This window comes from Actinoplanes auranticolor (assembly GCF_018332655.1).
Taxonomy (GTDB): domain Bacteria; phylum Actinomycetota; class Actinomycetes; order Mycobacteriales; family Micromonosporaceae; genus Actinoplanes; species Actinoplanes auranticolor.
The window spans coordinates 102,089-122,165 of sequence record NZ_BOQL01000080.1 but is presented as its reverse complement, the minus strand read 5'-3'; the positions used below and the strand labels follow the sequence as shown (position 1 = coordinate 122,165).

Below are 20,077 nucleotides of genomic sequence, written 5' to 3'. Positions count from 1 at the left end.
CGGCCGGACCGGTCGCAAGGGTCTTGGGCAGGCCGGCAGAAGGTGACTTCCGGCGCGGCGGCCGTACCGTAAAATACGCCGTCCGACGCCTTCTGTGACGAGCTCGAGACAAGGTGGAAAACAGTTGGACATCGACGGTCGTTCGCGGGGGGCGGACCGGGCGAGCCAGGAGGTTCCGCGGGACCGCCCGGTGCCGGACGTGACGGTCATCATCGCGGTGTACAACACCATGCCGTACCTCACCGGCTGCCTGGAATCGGTGCTCACCCAGACCATCGGCGTGGACCGGCTGGAGCTGGTGGCGGTCGACGACGGCTCCACCGACGCCGGCGGGGCCGAGCTGGACCGCTGGGCCGCGCGCTATCCCGGCACCGTGAAGGTCCTGCACCAGGCCAACTCCGGTGGTCCGGCCGCTCCGAGCAACCGGGGCCTGGAGATCGCCACCGGCCGCTACGTCTACTTCCTGGGCGCGGACGACACCCTCGGCGCGGAGGCCCTGGCCCGTCTGGTGGCCACCGCCGACGAGCTCGACGCGGACATCGTCCTGGGCCGGCTGGTCGGCACCGGTGGCCGGGTGGTCAACCAGGCCGTCTACCAGCCGGGCAACCGCGACGACATCAGCCTGGTCGACTCCGCGCTGCCGTGGGCGCTGTCCAACACCAAGCTGTTCCGGCGCTCGATGCTCGAGGAGCACGGGATCCGCTACCCGGAGGACCTGCGTTCGGGCAGCGATCAGCCGTTCACCATCCGGGCGGTGGTGGCGGCCCGGCGGATCGCGGTCCGCTCGGACTACGAGTTCTACTACGCGGCCCGCCGCGAGGACTCCAGCAACATCACCTACCGCACCTCGCTGTCCGGCTTCATCCGCGACACCGCGATCATCATGGACACCGCCGCCGACGTGATCACCGATCCGGTGGCCCGGATGAAGGTGCTGCGCCGGCACTTCACCTGGGAGCTGGCCAAGCTGCTCGGCAAACGGTTCCTCGACGCCGACCGCGAGGAGCAGTGCCGGGTGCAGGAGGGTGTCCGCAAGCTCGCGGAGGCGTACCTGACCGACGAGATCCGGGCCAGTCTGGACGTCGAGCGCCGCGTGCCGTTGAGCGTCGCGCAGTTCGGCACCCTCGACGACCTGATCGCGGTCTCGCAGCACTACGCCCGGCACGGGCTCGCCCCGATCATCGCCAGCGAGGACCGTTACTACATCGGCTTTCCCGGCTTCCGTGACTCGGCCCGCGGTTTCCCCGACGACTGGTTCGACGCCACCCATCAGTTGCGCAGCAAGGCCCATCAGGACGGGCCGGCGCACGTCCGCTGGGGACGCACGGCGGCCGGCCGGCCCGCGCTCGTGGTCGAGTGGCACAGCGCCCTGACCGACCTGGACGGCGGCGACGTCTCCGCGGTCCGGGTCGCTCTGGGCCGTCGTCAGGCCGAGCCGGTGGCGGAGAGCGACGGCAAGGGCGGCGTCACCGTCAAGGCGATGCTGCCGCTCGACGTGCTGGTGGACGGCAAGGTCGTCAAGCGCGCCGGGCGCCTGCGGTTCGCCGGTTCCAGCGGCGGCGAGAGCTGCAGCTACGACGTGACCGCCACCGACGTCAGCGCCGCCCAGCGCCGGGTGCACCGGCGGGGGGCCAAGTTCTACCTGATCAGTGCGACCCTCGACGGCGTCGGGCGGATCGGGGTCGTCGTCCAGCCGGTCACTCCGCGCCGGATCGCCGGCCGGGTGCTGCGCAAGCTACGCCGGGGGCGGACCGACTGAGTCCGGTGCTCGCGGGCCGACTGCCCGCCGGGCCCGGGTACGGCGATGCCCTGTACGGTCGCTGTGGCGACCGATGACCAGCCCGTTATCGAGAGGAAGCTGTGGACCAGGAGTGCAACGTATGACCGCCAGCCCACGGAGGCCTCGCCTGCTGTATCTGGCCTTCTACTTCCCTCCTTCCCGGGCGAGTGGTGTCTACCGGGCCCGGGCGACGGCGAACCACTTCGCGCGCGACGGCTGGGACGTCACCGTTTTCGCCGCGCCGCTGGACTTCCTGTACGACGTCATCGGCTCGACCGACGAGAAGCTGCTCGACACCGTGGACCCGCGGGTCACCGTGATCCGGCCCGAGCTCGACACCTTCCGGTGGGAGCACGAGCTGCAGAACATGAGCTGGTTCCGCGGCATGATGCCGACGACGGCCCGGCGCTTCTTCGAGTGGCGCGAGGCCAAGCAGTTCCCCGAGCAGTACGTCTCCTGGGCCCGTTCCTCGGTCGCCAAGGCGCTCAAGCTGCACCGCAGCGAGAAGTTCGACGCGGTGGTGGCCACCGGTAACCCGTTCGCCGCCTTCGCCGCCGCCTGGGCGATCGGCAAGCTGGCCCGCATCCCGTACGTGATCGACTACCGCGACTCCTGGACCCTCGACCTGTTCAAGGACCAGCCGGCCTTCCCGCCGGAGCATCCGACCTGGAAGTGGGAACGCCGGGTCATCGGCAAGGCGGCGTCGGTCGTGTTCGTCAACAACGCGCTGCGCGACTGGCACGCCGAGCGGTATCCCGAGGCGGCGGACCGGATGATGGTCGTGCCCAACGGCTGGGACCCGGACCTGCTGGAAGTGTCGGCGGATCCGGTGGAGCCGATCGAGCCGCAGCAGCCGCTCAACTACAGCTATCTCGGCACGCTCACGACCCACCAGCCGATCGAGGAGATGGCGGAGGCTTTCCGGATCGCCCGGGAGCACCCGCTGCTGGCCGGCGCGGAGCTCAACATCTTCGGGCACCTCGGCTTCTTCAAGCTCAGCCACGCGCCTCTGCTGCCGCGGCTGGGCCTGAACGCGGCCGGGCAGGTCGATCCGGAGACCGATGCCGGTCTGCGGCTGCGGGGGCCGGTGCCCAAGACCGAGGTCTCGTCGGTCTACGCCGACAGCGACGTCCTGGTGTTCCTGGCGGCCGGCGGCCGTTACGTCACCTCGGGCAAGATCTTCGAGTACATGGCCAGTGGCCGCCCGATCGTGTCGGTGCACGCGCCGGACATCGCGGCGCGTGAGGTTCTCGAGGGTTACCCGTTGTGGTTCCACGCCGACAGCCTCGATCCGGAGAAGCTGGCACAGTCCATCGTCGAGGCCGGTGAAGCGGCCCGCCGGGCCGATCCGCAGCTGCGCGAGGCCGCTCGCCGCCATGCAGCCACCTTCCAGCGGGACACTCTGCTGGCACCGCTGGAGGAGCGTCTGCGTTCCCTCATCCGCTCGTCGACCGTCCGGGAGCTGTCGTCGTGAGCACACCAGCCGGACCGGCGACCAAGCCACGCGTCGTCGTCATCGCCATGAGTTACAAGCCCGCCTGGCGGGTGCGGTCCTACGTGCGGGACCTGGCCGAGGCCGGCGTCGACGTCGACCTGCTCCTGCCGGAGAGCAAGAGCACGCAGGACGTCGAGCTGGACCCCCGGATCCGGGTGCACTACGTGTTCGACGTCGAGGCGAGCGAGCTCCCGATCCGGCGGATCGAGCACGGCCTGCTGTTCAGCGTCCCGGCCAAGGCGTTCGGCAAGGCGCGGTCGTTGACCGTCGGCCGGCCGGCGCTGAAGAAGGTGGACGCGGGCCTGGCGCTGAGCCGGCGCCTCCAGTCGCGGATGTCCAAGGGCATCCACCGCAAGATGTTCTGGCCGGTGTTCAAGGCCGCGCGCCCGGTGATCCTGTCCCGCCGGGCCCAGGGTCGCGCCGCGGAGCTGGACCTGGCCGGCGCCGACCGCATCGTGGCGGCCGACCAGCCGGCCATCCCGCTGGCCTGGCGGCTGGCACGCCGCTATCCAGGGGTACGCGCGACGACGGCGCTGGATCGCAAGCCGTACGTCAGTTAGAGGTAGTCATAGTGGAAGGGGCCCCCGAGCGGGGGCCCCTTCTTCGTCAGCGGGCGGCGAAACGCTCGGCGAGGACCTCGACGACCCGCTTCGCGGCCGCGCCGTCGCCGTACGGGGTGCCGCGCTCGAACTGCGGTGCGGGCCGGGTGGCCAGCTTGGCCCAGTCGTCGCCGAGCTCGGCCGGGTCGGTGACCAGGTGGTTCCAGCCGTCCACCAGCGTCTCGACCCACTCCGTCTCGGTCCGCAGCGTCGTGCACGGGCGGCCCAGCAGGAAGGCCTCCTTCTGCAGGCCACCCGAGTCGGTGACCACGCCGGACGAGCCGAGCACGCCGGCCACCATCGAGGCGTACGGCAGCGGCTCCCCGACGTGCACAGCGCCACGCTGCAGCTTCAGGCCCTGGGACTCGGCCCGCGCCACGAGCCGCGGGTGGGCCAGCAGCGCGACCGGGACGGGCAGGTCGGCGAGGGCGTCCACGAGCAGGGCCAGCCGCTTCGGGTCGTCGGTGTTCTCCGCGCGGTGCAGGGTGGCCAGCAGGTACGGCTTCTCCGGGTCGATGCCCTCGGGCAGCGCCGGGGCGGAGTGGCGACCGGCCAGCACGTCGTCGCGGACCCGCAGGCACACGTCGACCATGACGTCGCCGACCAGCTCGGTGCGGTCGCCCAGGCCCTCGGCCCGCAGGTGCCGCACGGCTTCCTCGGTCGGGGCCAGCAGCAGGTCGGCCGCGTGGTCGGTGAGCACGCGGTTGTGCTCCTCGGGCATCCGGCGGTTGAACGACCGCAGGCCGGCCTCGAGGTGGGCCACCGGGATGTGCATCTTGACCGCGGCCACCGCGCCGGCCAGCGTGGAGTTGGTGTCGCCGTAGACCAGCACCCAGTCCGGCTGCTCCCGCTCCAGCACCGGGTCCATCGCGCCCAGGACGGCGCCGGTCTGCACGCCGTGGCTGCCCGAGCCCACCCCCAGGTGGACGTCCGGGTCCGGGATGCCCAGGCCGGTGAAGAAGACGTCGGAGAGGTTGACGTCGTAGTGCTGTCCGGTGTGGACGATCACGTGCTGGTGACCGGTGCCGGCGAAAGCGTGTGCGATGGGGGCCAGCTTCACCAGCTGAGGCCGGGCACCGACAATGCTCATTACCTTCATCGCGTTATTTCTCCGTGAACTTCAGGGGTCGGGGGGAGCGGTGCGTCAGGCCGGCCGATCGGTGGTCCCGCCGGTCACGCCGCGCTTGCGCCAGATGCGGACCAGCCCGACCGGCACGCTGACGATGGCCTTGCCGGGGCGGCGGGCGCCCTGCACGATCGTGGTGCCGACCCGGAAGGTCGTGGAGGCCTGCAGCTTGGCGATGTCGTTGCGCGCCCGCGCCAGCCGGGTCTCCGCCTTGGCGATCGTCGCGTCCCGGGCGGCCAGGTCCTTCTCCAGCTGCTTGATGTGCTCGTCCTGCTCGCTCACCCGGTCCTCGGCCTCGGCCAGCTTGCGGCGCAGGGGGCGGTCGAGCAGATCGCTGAAGACCTTCTCGCCGGTCAACCGGAGCAGCGCGCGCAGATCGGGCGCGTCGCCGTCGACCACGACCGGCTCGTCCGCCAGGTACGGACGCAGCGGTGCCAGCCGGTCGACCCGCGCGGCCAGCACGGCACAGTGCGCCCGGTGCCCCACCGCGTTGTCGAGCGGGATCACCTGCAGCACCTGGCAGCCGGCGTTGATCAGCTCGTCCAGCACCCCGTGGTACGGCAGGTCCGCCACCGGCCAGCCGAGCAGCAGCAGCGCCCGGCCGCCGAGGGGCAGCTCCTGCAGCGCCGGCGCGACCGTCGCCGCGTCGATGTGGGTCGCGGGGTTGGGCCCCAGGAAGGCGACGACCACCGTGCCGGAGTCCATCTTCTCGCCGGGCACGTAGGGCCGGTAGGCCGCCTCCTCGGGAGCGCGCAGCTGCTCCTGGAGGGCCTTCCCGCTCTCACTCACCTCGAGGATGGTGGTGACGTCTTCGAAAAGTGGTAGCAGTTCTCGTACGAGCATGGTGTCCGCCGCTCCTCAGCCGATGCGGGTGAAGGTGTAGAACCCGATGGGGCTCCGCCGGAAGCGGTACGGCTCCCAGCTGTCGAAACGCATACCGCAGGCATCGAGCAACGGCAGGTACGTGTCCCGGCCCCGGCAGATCTGGTAGCTGCCGAAGACGTGGTCGTTGTCCTGGCCCCAGTCGCCGATGATGAGCTTGCCGCCGAGCCGCACCAGCGAGGCCAGATTGCGGGTCGCGCGCTCCCACTCCACGTCGTCCATGATGTGGAAGAGCACGTCGACGGTGAAGACGGCGTCGTAGAGCCACGGCGTCCGCCAGTCGGCCAGCCCGGTCTGGTGGTAACGGGGGCCGCCACCCTGCTCCCGGCACTGCGCGATCGCTGCCTCGCTGCGGTCGATGCCGTCGACCTGGTGGCCGAACTTGGCGAGCTCCCGGCTGAAGTAGCCCTTGCCGCAGCCCGCGTCGAGCAGGTAGAGCGGTGCCACCGGGTTGCTCTGCAGCCCGATGCGGTCCATCAGCATGCTCAGCCGTCGCAGGTAGAACATGGTGTTGGTGGCCTCGTCGTACGAGACGTGGCCACCCGACTTCAGGTCGCTCTCCCGTTGATGACGGTCGTTCCAGAACTTGGAGACTTCCGCGTCGGTGAGCCGCAGCGTCATAGCATGATCCACTTTCGCAGTGGGAACGGTGAAGTGATCCTCGGCAGACTAGTACCTCTGTGTCGTCCGCGGTCGGCACCGCGGGACGATCATCGCCGAATATCCCGATCTTGCTCAGGAGATGTGGTCGGCGCTCCAGACCAGGCCGATACGGGTGCCCGCGCCGAGGGTGTCCAGCGCCTCCGCCGCCTCCGGCATGGATCTCGAGTCGGTGATCACGATCCACTCGTACGGGCGGGCGCTGCGCTTGATGTGCTGGGCGATCAGCCGGCTCCGGGAGGGCCCGCCCAGTTTCTTCTGGACCGGCAGGAACACGCGCCGGTGGAACCGGTCGGCGACCTTCTTCTCGTACGCGCGGACCGCCGCTTTGCCCCGCCGGCCGAGCGCCCGCTTCAGCACGAACCGGGGACCGCGGTAGACCACCAGGCGCTCGATCCGCCAGGGCAGCTGGTCGCGGTGCAGGACCGAGGAGTCGATCACCGTCACGCCGGGGGCGAAGTCGCCGGGCTTCCACTGCTTGGCCGCCGCGACCAGCACGGTGGCCGTACCGCCGTCCGCGACCACCTTGGCGGATTCCTCGGTGACCGCGCGCCGGCGGCCGGCGCCCAGCGCCAGGAAAAGGACATTCACTCGAACCACACCCGGTGATGCATCTTGGCCACGGCGGGATAGCCGTAGCGTTCGTCGAGGACCTGCTGGGCCTTGGGAAGATCGAGGCCGTCCGGGAACCGGTCGCGCAGCCGCCGGTAACCCTCGACCAGCGCGGCGTCGTCCTCCTCGACGGCGACCAGCTCGCCGGCCGCATCCTCGATCCCGGCGAGCGTCTCCTCCGGGCCGCCGCACCGGGTGACCAGCACCGGCATCCCGGCGGCCACCGCCTCGACCACCGTCACGCCGAAGCTCTCCCAGCGGCTGTTGTGCACCAGCAGGTCGTGCTCGCGCATCAGCTGCAACGCGACCTCGGGGCCGACCGACCCCATGAAGGTGACCGCGGTCTCCAGGCCGAGCTCCGCGGTGCGCTCGTGCAGCTGAGTGCCCAGCTCACCGTCGCCGACGATGGTCAGGGTCAGCGACGGATCCTCGGCGTGGCACTTCGCGAACGCCTCCAGCAGCCAGGTGACGCCCTTGCGGGGGATCAGCCCGCCGACGAAGAGCCAGCGGCGCAGCTCGGTCACCGGCTCGGGCCGGGGCTCGGTGAAGGAGATCGGGTTGGCCACCAGGCTGACCTTGCCGGCATGCCGGGGCAGGGCCTTGAGCAGCACGTCCCGGGTGCCGTCGCCGACCACGAACAGGTGCTCGCAACGGTCCAGCACCTTGTCGTACATCTCGCGGGCTTCCGGCTCGTCGAGGAGCTGCTCCAGGAAGCTGGCGTGCTCGGTGACGAACAGCCTGGTCTCCGGCCGCAGGTGCTCGAGCACCGCCCAGCCGCTGGGCAGCGCCTCGTGCACGTGGACCACGGCCGCGTCGATGGGCGTCCCGGCGAAGACGGCACGCAGGGTGGCCGCGTGGCGGTTCGCGACGAACGCGAAGTCACCGCCGACCGGCATCGGCACCGGCAGATACTCCAGCGTCGCGCCCCCGACGGTCGGCGAGGACCGCTTGGTCCGCGGCAGCAGCGCCAGGTGCGCCTGGTTGATCGCCCGGTCCTCGGCGTCGCTCACCCGGGCCGACCACCGGTCGCAGTGCATGACCGTCATCGAGTCGCAGCCGTGCGCGGTGGCCTCCACCATGGTCTGCACGAAGGCACCACGGAACGGCCACATCTGCGTCGGATACCAGGGCGAGACGACAGTGACGTGCCGGTCGCCCGGCGCCACGGTCATCGGGCGGCCTGCGGCAGCGACTCGGTCGTGGTGGCCGCCTCGGCTGCCTCCACGACCGGCTCGGTGACCGCGGCGGTGGCCGGCATGAGCTCGGTGTAGACCCGGTCCAGCACGGCCGCCTGGGCCTCCCAGGTCCAGCTCAGCAGCAGGTCGTCCTTGTCGTAGGCGGCGCGGTACTTGTCCGGGTCGGCCAGCACCAGGCGGACCACGCGGACGAAGTCGTCGAGGTCCTCCGCCTTGAAGACCTCACCCTGACCGGTGGAGCGCACCATCTCGGCCATCGTCCGGATGTCGCTGGTGATCAGCGGCAGCCGGGCGTGGGAGTACTCGAAGAACTTGTTGCTCAACGCGATCTCGTGGTTGGGCAGGTGGTGCAGGGGGCTGACCGCCGCGTCCGCGGGCCGCAGGTAGTCGGACACCTGCCAGTGCGGGACGTACGGCAGCGCGTGCACCCGGTCGGCCACGCCCGCCGCCACGGCCCGCTCCACCAGCTTGTCGACCAGCGGGTTCTTGCCGTTGGGGTGCACCGAGACCAGCGCCACGTGGACCTCGGGCAGCAGGGGCAGCGCGTCGATGATGATGTCGACGCCGCGCACCGGGGTGATGCCACCGACGTAGGCGAGCAGGGGCACGTCCGGGCCGATGCCGCAGTCGGTCCGCAGGTCGGGCACCGCCGCCGCGCTCTCGTCCGCCGCGGGTGCCTGCACCGGTGCGTTCATCACGACATCGGGCCGGGTGGCCAGTCCGTGCTCCTGCTGGAGCAGGTCGGCCAGCGACGGTGAGACGGTCACCACGGCGTCCGCGTACGGGGCGAACTCGGCCTCGTGCGCGGTGATCGCGGGCAGCCAGCGGTGGTGGTACTTCGGCACCAGGCCGGGGGCGTACTCGTGGGCGTCCCAGACCAGCTTGGTGTTGCGGCCCTTGGCCCGGGCCCGGATCTTGGCGCGCGCGCCGACGCCGAGCATCCGGAAGTCGTTGGCGTGGATGATGTCCGGCTGGAGCTTGTCGATCGACTTACGGAAAGCCAGCTCCCACTGCCACAGCGACGGGTCGAGCCGGCGCCAGGCCCGGTCGCCCATCGCGGTCTGCCAGAACTTGACCTGTGCGCGGTTGAGCACCTTGGTGCCGTCCCGGCGGAACTGGCGCATCCGGCGCGTCTCACCGGCCCGGAACCGCGTCCACAGGCTGAGTGCCTTGTGGGTGACCCGTACCGGAAGCAGTGCGGCCTTGCCCGCAGCGTGCGCGGCTGCCGAACCGCCCTCGCGCCGCTTCGCGTTCAGCAGGGCGAAGCGGGTGGTGAGCTCGGCGTGCCGGGCTTTGATGAGCTCCAGGCGGTACCCCGACTCGCGGCCGATCGGGTAGGCCAGCGGCCGGAGCAGGCTGCGGCGCCAGAGCGCGGGCGTCGAGTTCAGCGCGTCGTTCATCGGCACCAGGCGGACCTCGGCGTCACCGATCATCCAGGTCTCGAGCGGCGAATCGCGGCGCTCGCCGAGCAGGAAGACCTCCCAGCCGGCCGCGGCCATCGACCGCGCCTCCTTCTGCACCCGGGAATCGCCCCGCACGTCGTTGTCGACGAGCATGACGACGCGGCCCCGCGTGGCCCGGGCCTGATTGGCGGGCATAGGTAGTCCTCCTGCTGAACGCTACGGCGCGTGACGGGGGGAAGGGTACCGTGTCTGGTCGACAAGACCGGTGAGGGCTCAGCGCCTTCGATAATTCTGGCGCGTATCCTCCACGGAGCCTACGCACCAGTCGCTGCCAAGGAGGAAGTCCCCCAGCATGAAGATCTGTGTCGTCGCCCTGGGCAAGATCGGGCTGCCGCTCGCCGTCCAGTTCGCGTCCAAGGGACACACCGTGATCGGGGCGGACGTCTCCGAGCCGACGGTGCGTACCGTCAACGACGGCCTGGTGCCGTTCCCGGGCGAGGCCGACCTCGACGTCAAGCTCAAGCAGGCGGTCAACGCCGGTCTGCTGACGGCCACCACCGACACCGCGGCCGCGGTCGCCGAGGCCGAGGCCGTCGTCGTCGTGGTGCCGCTGTTCGTCGACGGTGAGGGCGTCCCGGACTTCGGCTGGATGGAGTCCGCCACCCGCGACATCGCCCGCGGCCTGCGCCCGGGCACCCTGGTCAGCTACGAGACCACGCTGCCGGTCGGCACCACCCGCACCCGGTGGGCGCCGCTGCTCGAGGAGGGCTCCGGGCTGGTCGCCGGGCGCGACTTCCACCTGGTCTTCAGCCCCGAGCGGGTGCTCACCGGCCGGGTCTTCGCCGACCTGCGCAAGTACCCGAAGCTGGTCGGCGGCGTGGACGCCGGGTCGGCGCAGCGCGGTGTCGAGTTCTACGAGGCCGTGCTCGACTTCGACGACCGCCCCGACCTGAACCGCCCGAACGGCGTCTGGGACCTGGGCTCGGCCGAGGCCGCCGAGCTGGCCAAGCTGGCCGAGACCACCTACCGCGACGTCAACATCGGGCTGGCCAACCAGTTCGCCCGGTACGCCGACACCATCGACGTCGACGTCAACCTGGTCATCGACGCCTGCAACACCCAGCCGTACAGCCACATCCACCGGCCGGGGATCGCGGTCGGCGGGCACTGCATCCCGGTCTACCCGCGGCTCTACCTGTGGAACGACCCGTCGGCCACGGTGGTCCGCTCGGCCCGTGAGGCCAACGCGGCGATGCCGGCGTACGCGGTCGACCTGCTCGCCGCCGCGGTCGGCGACCTGAACGGGCTCGGCGTGCTGGTGCTCGGGGCCGCCTACCGGGGCGGGGTCAAGGAGACGGCGTTCTCCGGCGTCTTCCCGGCCGTGGAGGAGCTGCGCCGCCGGGGCGCGAAGCCGTACGTGTCGGACCCGATGTACTCCACCGCCGAGCTGACCGCGCTGGGCCTGCCGCCGTGGAACGGCGAGGAGCTGGGCGCGGCGGTCGTGCAGGCCGACCACGCCGAGTACCGCACCCTCACCGCTGCGGACCTGCCCGGCGTCAAGGTGATCGTCGACGGTCGCCGCACCACCGACCCGGAGCGCCTCGAGGGCATCCGCCGGATCGTCATCGGCGGCTGAGCCCACCCGCGGCGGAAAACCCATGCAAGTTCGTTAGATGAGCCCACTCCCGGGGCGGCCGCGGCCGCCCCGGGAAGCTCCGGCCTCGTCAGCCCCGCTCGATCTCGCGGCTGACGATCTCCCCGGTCTCGTCCACCCAGCCCTTGGGCCGGGCCGGGTTGCCGGCCACCAGCTGGTAGGGCTGGACGTCCTTGGTCACCACCGAGCCGGCCGCGATCATCGCGTACTCGCCGACCTCGATGCCGCAGATCAGCGTCGCGTTGGCGCCGATCGAGGCGCCCCGGCGGACCAGCGTCGGGGTGATCTTCCAGTCCGGGTTCTGCGCCCGGGGCCGCAGGTCGTTGGTGAAGACCGCGCACGGGCCGACGAAGACCTCGTCCTCGATCGTGACGCCCTGGTAGACCGAGACGTTGTTCTGAATCTTCACGCGGCTGCCCACGACGGCGTTGGCGTCGAGGTAGACGTTGCGGCCGATCACGCAGTCGTCGCCGACCACGGCGGACGAGCGCACGTGCGCGAGGTGCCAGACCTTGGTGCCGGCGCCCAGCGTGGCACCCTCCTCCACGTCCGCGGAGGGGTGCACGAACGGCGGCCGGGCGCTGCCGGCGTCGGTGTCATTGTGGGTGTGATCCATCAGTGCAGTGTGAGCCCTGAGGAGCACACAGCCGAAATCGGGGAAACAATTCCGGAATATCACCGGTGCTAACCTGGGCTTTCTCCTCTGGCGGATCTCGTACGGACGGCCTACGCACTTCTATGACCATGATCAGCGTCGTCGTTCCCACGTGGGGCGTGCAGGGTTATCTCGCCGAGGCGCTGTCCTCGGTTCTCGATCAGCAGACGGTGGACGCCGAGGTGATCGGCGTCGATGACGCGTCACCGGACCACGGCGGCGAGGTGCTCGACGAGCGGGCCGCCCGCGACTCCCGGCTGACCGTGGTGCACCTCGCGACCACCGGTGGCCCCGGCCCGGCCCGCAACGCCGGCCTGGAGCGCGCCACCGGTGAATACGTCTGGTTCGTCGACGGCGACGACCGGATCGTGCCCGGGGCGCTGGCCGCGGTGGAGGCGCGACTGCGCGAGGAGAAGCCGGACGTACTGGTCGTCGGGGCCGCGCGGGAACGGTGGAACAGGTCCGTGTCGGGCTGGCGTACGCCGGAGTCCGCGAGCACCGGCGCCGAGCCGACCCCGCGGCGGAAAACCGAGGCAAGATCGTCACTTGAGGCGTTGACCCGGCCGGCACCTCCGCTCGGCGCGCTGATCGTGCGGCGGCAGTTCCTGATCGACTCCGGCATCCGTTTCCGGCCCGGCTGGTACGAGGACGTCGCGTTCGCGTACGCGGTCCTGACCGAAGCCGGCACCGCCGCGACGTTCGCACCCGCCTGTTACATCCACCGGCTGGACCGCGACCGCTCGATCCGCACGACCCGCTCGCCCCGGCACGCCGACGCGGTCGCGCAGTACGACGACGCCCTGAGCCGCGCGCCGGTCGCCGGCGCCCCGCCGGAGCTGCGCCGGCGCGCGCTGGACCGGGCGGTGACCGAGCTGCTGGCGATCGTCGAGGACGATTCGCGGGTGCCGCACGCCGCCCGCCGGGCGATGTTCACCGCGGTGTCCCAGTTGCTGCGCAAGCACGAGACCGGTGGCGCCGCCGGGCTGCGGCTCAAGCTGCTCGCCGCCGACTCCTTCGCGGCCTACCGGGCGTTGCGCGGTGTGACCGGCCTGGCGCGCTCGGCCCGCCGGGTGCCGCGCACTGCCAGGGCGCGCCTGCGGAAGCCCGCCCTGCGCTGGTACTACAGGTGGCAGCTGCGCCGCCCCATCGACGAGAGCCTGGCCGTCTACGCCGCGTACTGGTATCGCGGTTACGCCTGCAACCCGGCCGCCATCTACGAGAAGGCCAGGGAACTGGCCCCCGGCGTCCGGGGCGTCTGGGTGGTCAAGCGGGGGCACCGGCCGTTGCCCGCGGGCGTCGAGCACGTCGTGGCCGGCAGCCGGGCGTACTACCGCACCATCGCCCGCGCGAAGTATCTGATCAACAACGCCACCTTCCCGCCGGAAGTGGTCAAGCGCCCCGGGGCCGTCCACGTGCAGACGCACCACGGCACGCCGCTCAAGACCATGGGCTTGGACCAGCCGAAGTTCCCGGCGTCCACGGCCACCTTCGACGCCGAGCGGATGCGCCGCAACATCGCCAAGTGGGACTTCAGCATCACCGCCAACCGGCACACCACCCTGCTCTGGGACCGGCAGTTCCCGATCCGGGGCGAGACGCTGGAGACCGGCTATCCGCGCAACGACCGGCTGGCCCTGGCCACCGAGCGTGACGTCGCGGCGGCCCGCGCCGAGCTGGGCCTCGCGCCCGGCGAGCGGGTCGTGCTGTACACCCCGACGCACCGCGAGTGGCACGCGACCTTCACCCCGGTGCTGGACGTCGACGCCCTCGCCGAGGCGCTGGGGCCGGACACCCGGGTGCTGCTGCGCGGCCACTACTTCTACGGTCTCGCCGGCTTCCCGCCCCTGCACCCGCGGGTCGTCGACGTGTCCGCGTTCCCCGCGGTGGAGACGCTCTACCTGGCGGCCGACGCGCTGATCACCGACTTCTCCTCGGTGATGTTCGACTACGCCGTGCTGGACCGGCCGCTGATCATCTTCGCGCCGGACTGGGAGATCTACCGGGCGGTGCGGGGCGTCACGTTCGACCTGGAGAAGGAGCACCCGGGCACGTTCACCCGCACGTTCGACGAGCTGGTGGCCGCGTTCCGCACCGGCCAGGTGGACAGCCCGGAGGCGGCCGGGGCCCGGGCCCGGTTCCGGGCGCGCTTCTGTGCCCTGGAGGACGGCCACGCCGCCGAGCGTGTGGTCCGGCGGGTGTTCGCCGATGTCTGAGCGGATCCCCGGGCTGGTCAGCGTCATCGTGCCGATCTACGACGTGGAGCCCTTCCTGCGCGACTGCCTCGACTCGCTGCGCGCGCAGACGTACCGCGACCTGCAGGTGCTGATGGTCGACGACGGCAGCACCGACGGGTCGGCCACCATCGCCGCGGAGTTCGCGGCGACCGATCCCCGTTTCGAGCTCATCCGGCAGGCCAACGCCGGGCTGAGCGCCGCCCGCAACGTCGCCGTGCCGGCCGCGAAGGGCGAGTACCTGGCCTTCGTCGACAGCGACGACGTGCTCGCCGCGCACGCGTACGAGCTGCTGGTGCACGCCCTGGCCGGCGGGGCGGACTTCGCCAGCGGTGCCGTACGGCGGTACTCCTCACGCGGGACGTACCGGGGCGCGCCGCACAACGAGGCGATCGCCGCCACCGACCTGAACACGCACGTCACCCGCCGGCCGGAGCTGCTGCGCGACCGCACGATCTGGAACAAGCTGTACCGCCGTGACTTCTACGACGCGCACCGCTTCGAGTTCCCGGTCGGCCGGCTCTTCGAGGACGTGCCGGTCACCGTGCCGGCGCACGCCCTGGCCCGCAGCGTCGCGGTCGTCAACGAGCCGATCTACTTCTGGCGGGTCCGCGAGGGCGCGGTCCGCTCGATCACCCAGTCCAACAACGACCTGCGCAACCTCGTCGACCGCTTCTTCTCGGTCAACCTCACCCGCGAGCTGCTCCGTGACGCCGGCCAGGACGAGCTCCTGCGGGTGTACGAGGAGCAGGCGATCTGGGACAAGCTCAGCAGCTATCTCAAGTTCCTCCCGGCGGCCTCGCCCGAGTTCCGCGAGACGTTCCTGGAGCTGGCCACCGCCTATCTCGCCGAGGTCGACCCGGGCGCGGTCGACCGGCAGCCCGGCAAGGTCCGCCGGCACTGGCAGCTGATCCGCGACCGCCGCCTCGACGAGCTGATCGAGCTCATCGATCGCGGCTTCCGCAAGCCGAAGGTGCCACCGCAGCGGCCGCTGGAGTCGGCCGTCCGCAGTCTCGCCTGGCGTGACGGCCGGCTGGAGCTGACCGGCTACGCCTATGTACCGGGCGGCCCGCCGCGCCGATTCGGCTCGCTGCGGTTGCTGTGGCTCTCCAGCGACGGCGGCCGGCGCCGGATCCCGCTGCGGGCCCGGGCCCACCGCGACCCGGGGGCGAATCCCGCCGAGCAGGCGGCGGGCTTCGCCGTCACCATCGATCCGGCGGTCATGCGCAACGGCAAGGTGTGGCGCAGCGGCAGCTGGACGGTCGCGGTCGCCGCCGCCCGCGGCATCACGGTCCGCCGCGCGGGCCTGCGGATGTCCGAGGGCTGGGCCGATCCGCTGCCCCGACGGCAGCTGGCACCCGGCGTCTGGGTCGCCCCGGTCGAAACCAAGGGCCGGCTGCGGCTGCGGATCAGCAAGTCGGACGGCTGGCTCACCGCGAGCCACCTCGACGGCGACGACCTGGTGCTGCGGGGCCTGCTGCGCAGCAGGCCTGCGGGCCCGGTCCGGATCGAGCTGAGCCGGGTCCGCGGCGTCGTCACGCACCGGGTGCCGGCCGAGGTGAGCCAGGTCCCGGACGGCTTCGCCTTCACCGCGCGCCTCCCGCTGGCCGGCATCGCCCTCGACGTCACCGACGACAACCACGCCGCCGGCCTCTACACCCAGCGTTTCCAGGTCGACATCGTGGTCCGGGACAAGCCGGTCCAGCTCGTGGCCGACGACGGCTACGAGCCGGTGCGGACCGTGCGGGGCACCGACGAGGTCTACACCGCCGTCTCGGCCGCCGGGCACGTCTTCCTGCGTACCCGGCCGGCCGGTCCGGTGGTGACGTTCGCCGGCTGGCGTCCCGACGGGGCCCTGGTGCTCAGCGGCGACAGCCCCAGCGACGTCGAGGGGGAGCTGCTGCTGCGGCTGCGCGGCCGCCGCAAGGACCTCAGCCTGCCGCTGCGGGTCGTGGACGGGCGCTGGCAGGTGGTCGTCGACCCCGCGGCGGTGCCCGGCCTGGCCGGACCGTTGCCGCTGTTGGCGGGCATGTGGGACCTGTCGTTCCGGTCCGCCGGGGTGCATCACCTGACCACCACCAGCCTCGGCTTCACCGGCGCGGTCCTCGCGGGCCTGCCGGCCTCGGCGACCGTCGCGGACGGGGTACGCACCGTGCTGCGATCGGCCGGTGAGGAGCGCACGGTCCTGGTCGTCGAGACACCCGAGCCGGACCCGGCCGAGCAGGACCGGCTGCGGGCCGCGTACGCCCCGCTCGCCACCCGGCCCGCCCTGCGGGACGCCGTGCTCTTCGACGCCGCGCCGGACCGCCGCTTCACCGACGATCCCGCCGCGCTGCTCGCCGAGCTGATCCGCCGGCCCCAGGCTCCGGTGGCCCGTTGGACGATCGAGCGCGGCCGGCCGGTGCCGCCGGGCGCCGAGCCGGTCACCCACGGCAGCGAGGCGTGGTACGCCGCCCTGACCACCAGCCGCTGGATCGTCACCAACGACGACCTGCCGCGCTGGTTCCGCCCGCGCGAGGGTCAGGTGGTGCTCCGGCTGGCCGGGGGCTGGCCGGTCGCCCGCTTCGGCGCCACGGCGGTCGGTCACCCGCTCGGCCGGGAACTGATCGAGCAGCTCGACTCCGACGCGGCGAGCTGGACCGCCCTCGCCTCCCCGGGCCCCTCGGCCACTCCGCTGCTGCGCCGGGAGCTGCGCTTCGACGGCCCGGTGCTGGAGTACGGGCGCCCGGGCGACGACCTGCTCACCACCCTGGACGCCGACGCGGCCCGGGCCGGGGTCCTCGACCGCCTGGGCCTGCCCGCCGGCACCCGCCTGGTCCTGTACGCCCCCACCCGGCGCCCGATGGACCTGCGCAAACGCGGCTGGAGCGATCCCGGCAAGCTGCTGGACCTGCCCGCTGTCGTGGCGGCCCTGCCCGCCGGCCACGTGCTGCTGGTCCGCCGGCATCCGGCCCTCGGCGACGACGTGCTCGGCCTGGTGCCGGGGGTGCTCGACGTCTCCGGACATCCACGGGTGGCCGAGCTGCTGGCTGCCGCCGACGCGCTGATCACCGACTACTCGGCGCTGCTGGCCGACTTCGCGGTCACCGGCCGGCCGACCCTGCTCTACGTTCCGGACCTGACCGAGTTCGCGGCCTCCCCGGGACTGAACGTCGACCTGGCCACCGTCGCCCCGGGACCGCTGCTACGGACCTCCGCCGAGGTGGTGGCGGCGGTGCGGGCCATCGACACGCTCGCCGCCGAACACGCGGGGGCCGCCAAGGCGTTCGCCGAGAGCCACGCGACCACCGGCGACGGCCGCGCGGCCGAACGGCTGGTCGACTGGTTGCTCGCCGCCGGAGGAAAGGGAGTGGCGGTGGAGGCGGCGTGACTGAGGCCACTATCGTTTTGCCATGACCTCCATCGCGCTCGCTGAGGAACTCCTCCTCCTCGCGTACGACGACCAGACCGGCAAGGCGACCGGTTCCCGCATCGGGCTCGACCTCGGGATGTCCGCGGCCGTGCTGGTGGACCTCGCGCTGGCCGGCCGGATCGCCTACGTGAACGGGAACCTGGTCGTCAACGACCCGACACCGATCGGTGACCCGATCGCGGACCTGGTGCTGGCCAAGGCCGCCGCGGACGAGCCGCACACCCCGGCCCAGTGGGTGCAGCGGCTGCGGCACAACCTGCGCAACCGGGTCCTGCAGGACCTGATCGACCGCGGTGTGGTCCGCGACGTGGACGAGACCCAGATGGGTCACATCCACGTGCACCGCTACCCGACGGCCGACCCCGCCTACGAGGCCGAGATCCGTAAGCGGCTGGCCGAGGCGCTGATCACCGACGCGCCGCCGGACGAGCGGACCGCGGCCCTGGCCACCCTGCTCGTGGCGACCCGGATGGAGCCCGCGCTGCGGCTGCCGCCGGAGGAGGCCGCCCGGGCCCACCAGCGGCTGGAGCAGATCGCCAGCGGCGCCGGCTTCTCCGGCACCATGAACCTCGAGGACTCGATCGTGCGCCCGAGCGTTGCTCTGGTGGTGGCCACTCTGAGCCGCGCGATCAGCGCGGCCCTGGGCGCCCCGAAGGTGATCTGACGCGGGACCGGGGCCCTGGCGGCCCCGGCCACCAGCGTTCAGGCCAGGCCGAGGGCGGCGGAGATCTCTGGGCGCAGCCCGCTGTCCATCGCGGCCACCGCGCGCGACCGGGCCGCGGCCAGGTCACCGTCGGTCACCGGCTCGACCACTTCCAGGTACGCCTTGAGCTTCGGCTCGGTGCCGGACGGCCGGATGACCACCCGGGCCCGCGCCGTGCGCAGAGTCAGCACGTCGGCGTCCGGCAACCGGTCCTCGACCTCGGTCACCGCGTCGCCGAGCAGGCTCTTCGGCGGGTCCTGCCGGATCCGGGCCATGGTGGTGGTGATCAGGCTCAGGTCCTCCACCCGCATCGAGACCTGCCCGGTGCGGTGCACGCCGAACTCAGCGTCCAGCTCGTCGAGGCGGTCGGCCAGGGAACGTCCCTCGGCCTTGAGCGTGGCGGCCAGATCGGCGATGGTCACCGCCGCGGTGATGCCGTCCTTGTCGCGGACGAGGTCCGGCGCGACGCAGTAGCCCAGCGCCTCCTCGTAGCCGTACGCGAGCCCCTCGGCGCCCCGGACGATCCACTTGAAGCCGGTCAGGGTCTCCGCGTACGGCACGCCCCGGGCGGTGCACAGGGCCCGCAGCAGCGTCGAGGAGACGATCGTGGTCGCGTACGTGCCCGGCACCCCGCGGCGGATCAGGTGGTCGGCGAGCAGCACCCCCAGCTCGTCCCCGCTCAGCGCCCGCCAGCTGCCCGGCTCGCTGCCCGGGATCGCGATGGCGCACCGGTCGGCGTCCGGGTCGTTGGCGATGGCCAGATCGGCGCCGGCCCGCCCGGCCAGGGCCAGCAGCAGGTCCATCGCGCCCGGCTCCTCCGGGTTGGGGAACGCGACGGTCGGGAACGCCGGGTCGGGCTCGGCCTGCTCGGCGACCACGGCCGGGGCGGCGAAACCCGCGGCGGCGAACGTCGCGGCGAGCACCTTGCCGCCGACCCCGTGCAACGGCGTGTACGCCACCTTCAGGTCGCGGGGACCGGCGGCGACGACGGCGGCCGCGCTGTCCACGTACCCCTGGACGATCGTCTCGTCCAGGACCGTGCCGGGCTCACCCAGCGGGACCTCGGCGACGTGGCCCACCGTCTGAATGGCGGCCTCGATGCCCGCGTCGGCGGGCGGGACGATCTGCGCGCCGGCCCCGGCCGGACCGCCGAGCTGAGCGCCCAGGTAGACCTTGTAGCCGTTGTCCTGGGGCGGGTTGTGGCTGGCGGTGACCATGACCCCGGCCACGGCGTCCAGCTTCCGCACCGCGTAGGCCAGCACCGGCGTCGGCAGCGGGCGGGGCAGCAGCAGGGCCGTCCGTCCGGCCGCCGTGGCCACCCGCGCTGTCTGCTCGGCGAAGTCGCGCGAGCCGTACCGGGCGTCGTAACCGATGATCAGCGGTCCCTGCCCGCCCTGTGCGCCCAGCCAGCCGATCAGGCCGGCCGCGGCGCGGGTGACCACCGCGAGGTTCATCCCGTTCGGCCCGGCCCGCAGCCGGCCGCGCAGCCCGGCCGTGCCGAAGGTCAGCGGGCCGGCGAACCGGTCGGCGAGCTCGTCGGCGCTCTCCGGCAGCCGCGCGAGCAGCTCCCGGAGCTCGTCACGCGCGGCCGGGTCGGGATCGTCGGCCAGCCAGGTCTCGGCCAGCCTGCGGAGATCGTCAGTTGCCATGCTCAGTGGATAGCACGGCC

Annotated in this window: 15 protein-coding genes; 7 read left to right on the top strand and 8 right to left on the bottom strand. The window is 72.1% G+C overall.

The genetic code is table 11. The features are described 5' to 3' along the window. Positions 1-124 precede the first annotated feature (124 nt). The 3 genes from Aau02nite_RS42300 to Aau02nite_RS42290 all read left to right on the top strand — a co-directional run bounded on the left by Aau02nite_RS42300 (position 125) and on the right by Aau02nite_RS42290 (position 3,835). Positions 125-1,759 (top strand): glycosyltransferase family 2 protein, encoded by a 1,635-nt coding sequence (locus Aau02nite_RS42300; protein ID WP_246595857.1) that lies wholly within the window; start codon positions 125-127, stop codon positions 1,757-1,759. A 121-nt stretch (positions 1,760-1,880) separates the two neighbouring features. Beyond that, positions 1,881-3,254 (top strand): glycosyltransferase, encoded by a 1,374-nt coding sequence (locus Aau02nite_RS42295; protein ID WP_246595856.1) that lies wholly within the window; start codon positions 1,881-1,883, stop codon positions 3,252-3,254. After that, complete coding sequence (locus Aau02nite_RS42290) at positions 3,251-3,835, top strand: hypothetical protein (protein ID WP_212994305.1); 585 nt, start codon at positions 3,251-3,253, stop codon at positions 3,833-3,835. The genes Aau02nite_RS42295 and Aau02nite_RS42290 overlap by 4 nt, the downstream gene beginning before the upstream one ends. Positions 3,836-3,881: 46 nt before the next feature. Here the strand turns inward: Aau02nite_RS42290 and wecB are convergent, their stop codons facing one another. From wecB to Aau02nite_RS42260, 6 genes are all read right to left on the bottom strand, one after another. Then, positions 3,882-4,973, bottom strand: a complete 1,092-nt coding sequence (gene wecB, locus Aau02nite_RS42285; protein WP_212994304.1) for a non-hydrolyzing UDP-N-acetylglucosamine 2-epimerase — start codon at positions 4,971-4,973, stop codon at positions 3,882-3,884. A 45-nt stretch (positions 4,974-5,018) separates the two neighbouring features. Then, positions 5,019-5,789 carry a hypothetical protein gene (locus Aau02nite_RS42280; protein WP_212994303.1) on the bottom strand — a complete coding sequence of 257 codons (771 nt, stop codon included), beginning with the start codon at positions 5,787-5,789 and terminating at the stop codon, positions 5,019-5,021. A 69-nt stretch (positions 5,790-5,858) separates the two neighbouring features. After that, a complete protein-coding gene (locus Aau02nite_RS42275; protein WP_212994302.1) occupies positions 5,859-6,503 on the bottom strand; it encodes a class I SAM-dependent methyltransferase in 645 nt (214 codons plus the stop codon). Between the two features lie 114 nt (positions 6,504-6,617). Then, positions 6,618-7,133 carry a hypothetical protein gene (locus Aau02nite_RS42270; RefSeq protein ID WP_212994301.1) on the bottom strand — a complete coding sequence of 172 codons (516 nt, stop codon included), beginning with the start codon at positions 7,131-7,133 and terminating at the stop codon, positions 6,618-6,620. Then, entirely contained in the window at positions 7,130-8,326 is a 1,197-nt protein-coding gene (locus Aau02nite_RS42265; protein ID WP_246595854.1) for a glycosyltransferase family 4 protein, read from the bottom strand. Before Aau02nite_RS42265 ends, Aau02nite_RS42270 begins: the two co-directional genes overlap by 4 nt. Then, positions 8,323-9,948: a glycosyltransferase family 4 protein gene (locus Aau02nite_RS42260; protein WP_212994300.1), complete on the bottom strand. Its 1,626-nt coding sequence runs from the start codon at positions 9,946-9,948 to the stop codon at positions 8,323-8,325. The genes Aau02nite_RS42265 and Aau02nite_RS42260 overlap by 4 nt, the downstream gene beginning before the upstream one ends. Positions 9,949-10,105: 157 nt before the next feature. Between Aau02nite_RS42260 and Aau02nite_RS42255 the strand changes: the two genes are divergently transcribed. Next, positions 10,106-11,389, top strand: coding sequence for a nucleotide sugar dehydrogenase (locus Aau02nite_RS42255; RefSeq protein ID WP_212994299.1), 1,284 nt, complete (start codon positions 10,106-10,108; stop codon positions 11,387-11,389). 88 nt (positions 11,390-11,477) lie between these two features. On the opposite strand, the gene Aau02nite_RS42250 is transcribed toward Aau02nite_RS42255, so the two are convergent. Continuing rightward, on the bottom strand, positions 11,478-12,023 hold the full coding sequence (locus Aau02nite_RS42250; RefSeq protein ID WP_212994298.1) for an acyltransferase: 546 nt from the start codon (positions 12,021-12,023) through the stop codon (positions 11,478-11,480). A gap of 122 nt (positions 12,024-12,145) precedes the next feature. Here Aau02nite_RS42250 and Aau02nite_RS42245 point away from each other — a divergent pair, with 122 nt between their 5' ends. The 3 genes from Aau02nite_RS42245 to Aau02nite_RS42235 are packed head-to-tail and all read left to right on the top strand — an operon-like array spanning position 12,146 to position 18,369. Further along, entirely contained in the window at positions 12,146-14,275 is a 2,130-nt protein-coding gene (locus tag Aau02nite_RS42245; RefSeq protein WP_212994297.1) for a bifunctional glycosyltransferase/CDP-glycerol:glycerophosphate glycerophosphotransferase, read from the top strand. Beyond that, positions 14,268-17,663, top strand: coding sequence for a bifunctional glycosyltransferase/CDP-glycerol:glycerophosphate glycerophosphotransferase (locus tag Aau02nite_RS42240; protein ID WP_212994296.1), 3,396 nt, complete (start codon positions 14,268-14,270; stop codon positions 17,661-17,663). The genes Aau02nite_RS42245 and Aau02nite_RS42240 overlap by 8 nt, the downstream gene beginning before the upstream one ends. A 22-nt stretch (positions 17,664-17,685) precedes the next feature. Next, entirely contained in the window at positions 17,686-18,369 is a 684-nt protein-coding gene (locus Aau02nite_RS42235; protein ID WP_212994295.1) for a GOLPH3/VPS74 family protein, read from the top strand. Positions 18,370-18,407: 38 nt separating this feature from the next. Here Aau02nite_RS42235 and Aau02nite_RS42230 read toward each other — a convergent pair whose 3' ends face one another. After that, entirely contained in the window at positions 18,408-20,057 is a 1,650-nt protein-coding gene (locus Aau02nite_RS42230; protein ID WP_212994294.1) for a phospho-sugar mutase, read from the bottom strand. Positions 20,058-20,077 lie beyond the last annotated feature (20 nt).

What these genes read in the sequence shown, in the direction of transcription:
- Aau02nite_RS42260 (WP_212994300.1), bottom strand. Translation starts at nt 9,948, where the DNA reads ATGCCCGCCAATCAGGCCCGGGCCACGCGGGGCCGCGTCGTCATGCTC.
- Aau02nite_RS42240 (WP_212994296.1), top strand. Translation starts at nt 14,268, where the DNA reads ATGTCTGAGCGGATCCCCGGGCTGGTCAGCGTCATCGTGCCGATCTAC.
- Aau02nite_RS42230 (WP_212994294.1), bottom strand. Translation starts at nt 20,057, where the DNA reads ATGGCAACTGACGATCTCCGCAGGCTGGCCGAGACCTGGCTGGCCGAC.
- Aau02nite_RS42255 (WP_212994299.1), top strand. Translation starts at nt 10,106, where the DNA reads ATGAAGATCTGTGTCGTCGCCCTGGGCAAGATCGGGCTGCCGCTCGCC.
- Aau02nite_RS42275 (WP_212994302.1), bottom strand. Translation starts at nt 6,503, where the DNA reads ATGACGCTGCGGCTCACCGACGCGGAAGTCTCCAAGTTCTGGAACGAC.
- Aau02nite_RS42250 (WP_212994298.1), bottom strand. Translation starts at nt 12,023, where the DNA reads ATGGATCACACCCACAATGACACCGACGCCGGCAGCGCCCGGCCGCCG.
- Aau02nite_RS42235 (WP_212994295.1), top strand. Translation starts at nt 17,686, where the DNA reads ATGACCTCCATCGCGCTCGCTGAGGAACTCCTCCTCCTCGCGTACGAC.
- Aau02nite_RS42265 (WP_246595854.1), bottom strand. Translation starts at nt 8,326, where the DNA reads ATGACCGTGGCGCCGGGCGACCGGCACGTCACTGTCGTCTCGCCCTGG.
- wecB (WP_212994304.1), bottom strand. Translation starts at nt 4,973, where the DNA reads ATGAAGGTAATGAGCATTGTCGGTGCCCGGCCTCAGCTGGTGAAGCTG.
- Aau02nite_RS42245 (WP_212994297.1), top strand. Translation starts at nt 12,146, where the DNA reads ATGACCATGATCAGCGTCGTCGTTCCCACGTGGGGCGTGCAGGGTTAT.
- Aau02nite_RS42295 (WP_246595856.1), top strand. Translation starts at nt 1,881, where the DNA reads ATGACCGCCAGCCCACGGAGGCCTCGCCTGCTGTATCTGGCCTTCTAC.